The following is a 7,210-nucleotide window of genomic DNA, read 5'->3' on the forward strand; positions in this document are numbered from 1 at the left end:
AAATTTTGCGTAATGATTCTAAATAACGGGGTTTTTGAAGGTAAAGTTATTGCAAAGCCTGAAACAATCGCTTTGATGAAGACTGATCAGGTACCATTAAATATTAATGCTGCAATAAATACTCCACTTGGTAAATTAAACGAAGGATTTACCTTTGGCTACCAAATTATTCGTTCGGAAAGTCCGCAATCCTTGAAGCCCAAGGGTACAATTGGTTGGAGCGGGGCAACAGGTCCTATATTTTTTATCGAACCAAAAAGTAAATTGATTGGTATTTATATGTTTCAAATGCAACCTAACTCGCATATTAATTCGAGGAAAAATTTTGCAGATTGGATGATTAAGGCAGTTCGATAGTTGATAAGGCTAAATAATTTGGAATCTTTATACTGACTAGACATAATGCATATCTAGTTTAATTTTTGAGGTAATTAATGGTGCCTCTTTTGTATCGCAACAATATTTTAAGGCTTTGAGCTGGAATTTTTTATATCAGATTCATTATTAATATAATGGAGTAAAAACTTCAATTAGTCTTTAAACTGCTTAATATTATTTTTTAACTCAATGAACGAAATGATAACCAATCATGTTGATTGTAATGTGATTGTAAAACCTAGGTAATCCAAATGTAAAACATCTGATATTCTAATTTAACCACTTAATAATCAGTATTTTTAAAAAAAATCAAAGAACGAATTCACGTTTTTTTCATTCATCAATTAAAATATTTATTATGAAAATTAAATCAATCGCATTAACATTATTTGCTGCTATAGCAATTTCTTTTTCTGCTAATGCTCAAAAAACTATCGTTGATGTAGCTGTAGGATCTGCTGATCACACTACATTAGTAGCTGCTGTAAAAGCTGCTGACTTAGTTGCTACTTTACAAAGCGCTGGTCCTTTTACTGTATTTGCTCCAGTAAACGCTGCATTTGCAAAATTACCAAAAGGGACTGTTGAAACTTTATTAAAAGCAGAAAACAAAGCTACTTTAGCTAAAATCTTAACTTATCACGTAGTTGCTGGTAATTTAAATGCTGCTACTGTTGTTAAAGCTATTACAGATGCTAAAGGTTCATTAAGCATCAAAACTGTAAGTGGTGGTACTTTAGTTGCTTCTATAAAAAATGGTAAGGTAATCTTAACTGATGAGAATGGTGGAGTTGCTACTGTTATTGCTACTGATCTTGGAGCAAGCAATGGTGTTATTCACGTAATTGACTCAGTTGTATTACCTAAATAAGCTTTATTTTCAAAGCCTATAAAAATTTGAAGCCACCAAGGATAATCTTGGTGGCTTTTTTTATGAGATTTGAAGAAGGAGAATCAGTCCTCTATCAATTCATTAATTAGAGCCCTGCCACTGAATTAAACGCCAAAAATGACCTATTAACTTCGATAAATCTGATTTCACACTCTAGGTGGCCGTGGTCCATCATAGTTCAAAGCATCTAACTTAGCATGTAAGGACTTTACCTGAGCCTTTCTTGACCCAGCACTAATTGAGTTCTGGTATTCTTTGGCTTGGATTTCCTCAATTTCTTTAATCAGTTCTTTGATAATATTCTCATCCATAATGTTGCATTAAAAATTCTTTAATTGCGTTTATATCCGTGGTATCAATTTCGTTCTCTTCTAGCAAATCTCTTACATCATCTGCATCAATTAACTCCTTACCATTATTAAAGTATAGAGTAGATGAAAATCCTTGACCTGTAGTTGTGTAATCTTCATTCTCTTCAAATTGTTCATAGTCACCATCAGGTAAATTATACGAATACGAAGAAACTATACCCGAATCAAAATCTACAGATATTTTATTAGTATCAAATACACCAGGTTTAACTTCCAAGGTATAACTTTTCCACTCACCCCAACCATAGGCTTTTTCATCTGAAACAGCGATGTGTACAAAACTACCTTTGCTTGAATTATTAAAGCATTCTTTAAGATTATCTGAATCAGGTCGTTCATATTTCAAAGAGATAGGTACAATTTTTCCATTAGGCAATTGCATATCAGTGGCGGGTTCACCCATACCATAGGTATGATAAATATCACTGCAGTCATACCAAGAATTGTGAAAGATATAATCTGACCAAGAGTCGTCACTCTCTAAAAATTTGAGCATTATTTCATCAGAAATTTCACCTGCAACATCCTCACTTAAGTAACAATTTCTATCATATCCAAGCGTAATAGTGCCTGGTTCAGCTATATAGTATTGAGTTCCTACACCAGTTTCGTGTTCTTCGGTTTGTTTATTTAATAGGATACTTTCAATGCTATATTTAGCAGAAAGCGCATCGCCAAAATCGCTTTCCTCAAATAAATTAACATAGTTAAGAATATCTAATTTTTCTGTGATTTCGATTAATGAATCCTGTAAAGTATAAGACCACTCGATGTTCCGTATTTTCGTAGGATCATGAGAAACAATGAAATTAAAGATTTCAGGGATAAACTTTTCTTCTAATTCCAAATAATCAAATACATCAATATTCGTTTCTATTAACTTCATTAATAAAGTTAAATTCCGATTTTCTTCCTCTAGCGCTTTTACTAATTGTGGTTGAAACTCAATTATTTTACACAAGAAATCAGCATCATTAAGTAAAGCATCATCAAATTTTAAATTTCTAGACTTATTGCCTTTAGCTATTTCAAAAATGAGTTCTCTATCTTGACTTAACTTTTCTGGTAATACCAGTTCTGTTAATCCCCAGTAGGATTCTTCATTGTTATTTATCCCATACTGCATTGCCAAATTTTTGGTTTTTTGCAGTTTTTCTGGCAAATAAGTATACTGGTCAAAGTTTAATTCTAGGTAAGGAATTAAAAAAGCTTCATTATACAGTAGGCTATGATCAAAAAATCCGTCTAATATGTCAAAATCAATTTTGAATCCTAAAAGACTATTTAAGAAAATTTCATCTTTTTTAAATGAACTTGGCAGTTGTTCAAACTTTGAAGATAAATCATAATAATCATCCGATTTTAAATAGGCATGTGCTATTGCATGGTTTTTCTTTAAACCTTCAGAAATAAGAGGGTATAGCTCTGCTCCCCTTTGAGCTACTTGAGCATTAACATAGTCGTTTTCATTAAATTTTTTACCCAATTCTTTCTTTAAAGCTTGATAGGTTTCTTCCGATGGGTAATACTCAAACGCTTTTTCTATTATTTCTAAATCATTTTCCCAATTTGTAAATAATTCATCCCAAGTAAATTTCACTCCATTTTCAATGGCCAGGCAAATATTTTGTTTTGTATTGCTAATAGGTTCATAATAGAAAACCTGACCCTTTTGATTTAATCCATATGTTAATTGATCCTCACTTAGAGGGTATGATCCATTTGAATCGGATACAAAATACCATGCATCTTCGAAGAAAGTATGATCCATTAATTCTAAAACATAGGAATCAAGCAAATAAGCATATTCGAAAAATTCATGAAGTGGGGCTGGATCCCTCTCAATAAAATATGTAAGTAAAAGCGGATCAATAGATAGAATTTGTTGGGCAATAGACTTAGCCTCCGGTGTTGTCCAATCGAATTCTTTAGATACAAAATGACAAGCCTCAGGATTGCGTTTTAGAGCGATCTCAACAAAAGAATTATCCTTTCTTTGCTCTTGAGATAAGAACTGAAGAAGATTTCCATTCATTGACAATAATTCCTTTAAGAATTCATCAGCTAATGATTCATCTTCTTCAAGGTATTGAAGAGCCCAAGAATAAGTTTTTAACTGTTTTTTAAGTTCTTGCTCACCCAAGGCCTTTCTACAAGATTTAAATTTCAGTGGGTAGGGAGTGATCTCTAAAATCGATACTAATAAATCTTTGTTTTTAAGCAAAAACTCCTCGGATAAGAATATGACTTGTGTAGGATCAATTTTAATCATTTCTAAAATTTCATCCTTACTAAGCTTATCTCCTAAGGTTTTTAAAATCCTTAGTTCTTCAAAATATGTTCCATCAGCTGAATTTAAAATGGAATTAAACTTAATTGTTTTAGAATGAGATGTTGTGCCATAACCACTTAAAATACCACCATTGATTTTTGAAATATAATCTATAATTGTCTTATCACTGTATATTTCTGATGGTAGTAGTTTATATGATTCTGGATTTTGATGTAGTGCTGCCCAATAAATCTCTGGATCAGACAATAATTTTTCGTCAATATAACGGATAACTAATCCGTTTAAACTGACAGCTTCCTTAACAAAAAGTTTATCAGCTTTTAATTCGGCAGAGCAGTATTTTATCAAAACGGGCATTTTGGCAACAATGCCTTTCATGAATTCTCTGTCTGCTAAAATAGATTTATGAGCAAAGGTAATTGTAAAAATATTTTCATTTGCTAATTTGCGAACGAACTCTTTATCCTTTCTTAAAAATTCTGGAGCATAATATAGAACATTATTTTGCGCTTTAGCAGCAAGGATGTATCGCATGGCAATATCCTTATCCATCATAAATGAAATAGGAATTAAGCTTATGTTAAATGGATTTTCCTTTATAATTTCAACTACCAAATCGATATCCAGACTGCCATCAATATGTAGCACTTCATCTGGCAATGTTGTCAACATTAGTCTGCCCTCTGCACTTTTTAGGGCAGTACTTAAAAATCCTCGATTATTTTTAAACTGATCCTCAAGATCTGGGTAATTATTTGCTCCATCAAGCTCCACAGCTAATCTAGCAAATGCTTCATTAGTTTTTAATTTTTCGTTTTTATTAATAAGTGTGCTATAACTATCTGGATTTGTTTTAAGAAAATTAAAACAAAACTTTTCATCCTTCAATAAGTCATTATTAGCATATTTTAATAAACCAAATTTTACAATAAAGTCAGAGTCATCGCTAAAAAACTGTTGATAACCCTCCAAAAGACTTTTACTGTATGACAATCCATGAATAATATATTTTGAATTTTCCTTTAGATAAGTCAAAAGTTCCTTAAAAAATGTAGGGTCATTTTGGAGATTAGATGGTAGGATATCAAAAGTAATATCAGCGGATTGATTTTTGATTGAAATTTTTGTTAAGTCTTTATCTTTATATTCATCAGGTAGATCCTCGTAATAATTAGAATTATTTTCGATGACTTTATACAAACTTGATTGATCATTTAGGTCAATGTACTCCAGAAATGTTGAATCATAATATCCATTTTCAGCCGCGAATTTTCTGATATCGTCCGAGCTTGTATAAATTGAGGGTAATAGCGGAAAGATATCAGCATCGACCTTAATCAACTCCTTTAAATTTGATTCATTTTGTAGTATAGATTCATCTGCAAAATGGATTTGATTTACATCCTCTTTAATAATTTCAATCAGCTTTTTTAAATCACTATAATCAGAAATAGGGTATTTGTTGGTTAAGACTTCCTCTTCTTCCTCCTCATCTTCCTCCTCTTCCTCGTCGTTTTGATCCTCCTCATCTTCGTAATCATTTATTTCTTCCTCTTCTTCCCATTCTCCATCAATTTCCTCATCATTTAATTCGTCAACTACGAGCTCATAAGTTTTTCCATTTAATGAGATCTCATAACTATGAGCTTCCCCAACATTATCATCATAAAGATCTTCCTCTCTTGGAACTACATAATTAGATAATTCCCATACATCTAAATTCCCATCATCATCTTGTAAGTTTTTTGGAATATTCGTTATGTCATCTAGGTCAGTAATTTCAAACTCTACTCCATTATCTAGATTTCCTGCCCTATCAAATTCATATTCAACTATACCTCTGCTGAAATAATCATCAATTAGCTCTGATCCACCAATTTTGCCCTTCTTGTAATTTTTTAACCCTTCAATTAATTCTTTTCGTTCGATTTGACCAATCCAATAAGAGTCATTAAACCAATTAACACGATTAACCTGTACATTTGATTTTTTTACCTTGTAAACCAAAGAATAGTTCAAATCAGAATATTGTTTAGTGTAATAGGTAATTTGAATATGCTTTAAGGTTTTATCAGAATTGATTTCTTCCAGAATTTGAGTGATAGTAATTTTATCCAGTTTTAGCGATTGATTATCTTCTGTTAATTCATCATGATCAACATCGGAATCATCTTCTTTCGGATTGGAAAATCCATAAACATAATTATCATCGCAATAGAATAACACTATACCACCTGGATCCTCATCTTTATATTCTTTTTTCGCCTTATTAGCCTCTTTTTTTCCGATTAGTTCTGCTAAATCAGACCATGAATCCATGTCAACGCTGCCTAAAGTGTTTACTAAATCACTATAACCAGTGTCATCCTTAACGGCAGCTATGAAATCTTCTGGCTCAATGGTAAGGACCACAATCTCTCCATCTACCAAATAATTTTCTAAAAATTCGCTTAAATCATCATTGCCATATATCTCTAAAAATGCATCAATTAAGTCTTGATTTATTTCTTCTATTTCAGGGACTTCAGTTACCTGCTTTACAGCCGTATTTATTGGTTGTTGAAGCTTCTCATTTAAAATGGCTGACAAGAAATCAAGCGCAGCAGCACTAGCAGAATCTATTTCATCAAATTTAGGATTACCCGTAATTCTTAAGCCATTACTAGCCGCATCAATAGATTCTGATGCTTGAGAAACAACCTTATTGATAAAATCTTCATCTCTAGTATAATAACCGATTTTAATCGCTCCTTTAACGGTGTTAAAAAATAGATGAGTTCCCCTAGCAGGACTCACAGATGGAATGTAGATGTCTAGAAAATTATCTTTATTTATTTTCTTTGCTTCCGCATCAGGGAATACGACTTTAATGCCAGCAAATAATTGCTCTTGTAAGCTTAATCCTGAATTTGAATTGTTTGATGTGTCTGATCTCATGTTTTTCTTAGCTATAGACTTAGTAAATGATCCTAAGAGATTAATTATTTAATATTCTAAATGATCTTGGCAGATTTTTGATTAATATAAATATATCTTTTTTAATTCAAAAATATTTTAATTGTGTTCATATTCAATAAATTAATTTAATATTATTTTTTCACAATTATTGTAAAATCAATAGCTCGGATATTTGCTCTTTGTAAAAGCATTTAGTACAACATCCGGTATACTATAATTGAGAAGACTAAAATCCAAGAAAGAGTTTCTAAAAATAAAAAGCCACTAAGTGTCCTCAGTGGCTTTTTACGATTTCAAACGTTAAATTTGAATAAAAAA

Annotated in this window: 3 protein-coding genes and 1 pseudogene; 2 read left to right on the forward strand and 2 right to left on the reverse strand. The window is 31.7% G+C overall.

Annotated features, from left to right (window positions below; genetic code table 11):
- Both ACIQ0D_RS10465 and ACIQ0D_RS10470 read left to right on the forward strand, forming a co-directional pair.
- Window positions 1-357, forward strand: a pseudogene (locus ACIQ0D_RS10465) (hypothetical protein); the annotation flags it as partial.
- Window positions 358-736: 379 nt separating this feature from the next.
- Window positions 737-1,249, forward strand: a complete 513-nt coding sequence (locus tag ACIQ0D_RS10470) for a fasciclin domain-containing protein (protein WP_395805369.1) — start codon at window positions 737-739, stop codon at window positions 1,247-1,249.
- A 167-nt stretch (window positions 1,250-1,416) separates the two neighbouring features.
- Here ACIQ0D_RS10470 and ACIQ0D_RS10475 read toward each other — a convergent pair whose 3' ends face one another.
- Together ACIQ0D_RS10475 and ACIQ0D_RS10480 are read right to left on the reverse strand one after the other, a co-directional pair.
- Entirely contained in the window at window positions 1,417-1,581 is a 165-nt protein-coding gene (locus ACIQ0D_RS10475) for a hypothetical protein (RefSeq protein WP_395805371.1), read from the reverse strand.
- The gene (locus ACIQ0D_RS10480; RefSeq protein ID WP_395805373.1) at window positions 1,574-6,871 is read right to left on the reverse strand and encodes a DUF4116 domain-containing protein; all 5,298 of its coding nucleotides are present in this window, start codon (window positions 6,869-6,871) and stop codon (window positions 1,574-1,576) included. The genes ACIQ0D_RS10475 and ACIQ0D_RS10480 overlap by 8 nt, the downstream gene beginning before the upstream one ends.
- Window positions 6,872-7,210 lie beyond the last annotated feature (339 nt).

It is taken from the genome of Daejeonella sp., from assembly GCF_044342615.1.
Classification (GTDB): domain Bacteria; phylum Bacteroidota; class Bacteroidia; order Sphingobacteriales; family Sphingobacteriaceae; genus Daejeonella.

Excerpts from the sequence above, each read along its gene's own strand:
- ACIQ0D_RS10470 (WP_395805369.1), top strand. The coding sequence starts at position 737 with ATGAAAATTAAATCAATCGCATTAACATTATTTGCTGCTATAGCAATT.
- ACIQ0D_RS10475 (WP_395805371.1), bottom strand. The coding sequence starts at position 1,581 with ATGGATGAGAATATTATCAAAGAACTGATTAAAGAAATTGAGGAAATC.
- ACIQ0D_RS10480 (WP_395805373.1), bottom strand. The coding sequence starts at position 6,871 with ATGAGATCAGACACATCAAACAATTCAAATTCAGGATTAAGCTTACAA.